This window comes from Vibrio sp. 10N.222.49.C9 (assembly GCF_041474985.1).
Classification (GTDB): Bacteria; Pseudomonadota; Gammaproteobacteria; order Enterobacterales; family Vibrionaceae; genus Vibrio; species Vibrio crassostreae_C.
This window is the reverse complement of sequence record NZ_JBFRVD010001098.1, coordinates 1-474: the sequence shown is the minus strand read 5'-3', so window position 1 is coordinate 474 and position 474 is coordinate 1. Positions and strand designations below refer to the sequence as shown.

General features: G+C 44.5%; 2 protein-coding genes. Both read right to left on the bottom strand.

All coding sequences use genetic code 11. The features are described from left to right. A partial coding sequence (gene frdD, locus AB4585_RS27065; protein ID WP_372171832.1) for a fumarate reductase subunit FrdD occupies positions 1 to 189 on the bottom strand: 189 nt, incomplete at its 3' end. 10 nt (positions 190 to 199) lie between these two features. Further along, positions 200 to 474 (bottom strand): fumarate reductase subunit C (locus tag AB4585_RS27060; RefSeq protein WP_372171830.1); only part of this gene is annotated, 275 nt, incomplete at its 5' end.

The window sequence follows — 474 nt, the reverse complement described above, 5'->3', positions numbered from 1 at the left end:
AATAATCGAGGTTACAAAGCTAGAGACTCGCTCATAACTCATTGCTTCAGCATCAATAATGCCTAGTGGTACTAAGATGCCCAGAACAAATACGGTTACTGGAGTGATCATGGCAAACCATGAGCCGCCGGCACCAAACAGTCCCCACCATACGGTTTCGTCTGAACGTTTAGGGTTTCGATTAATCACATTCGACTCCTTATACAATGATGAGAACAACAAGAGAAATAAAGGCTACAGCAGCCCACTGAGCAAGTACGATAGTTTTCTTGTCTATCGCCTTACCCTTGAAGCGCATTGGCATAACCTGCGGCATCATATTAAAGAAGGTATGAGCATGAAACAGACTGCCTGCCAACGCTAAGATATTGATTAGAATAACGATAGGGTGGCTCATGAAGTCTAACCACGTTGCCCAAGCGTCTGGACCTTTAACCAAGGCACCCAATCCAAAGGTAATGAACAGGGTAAACA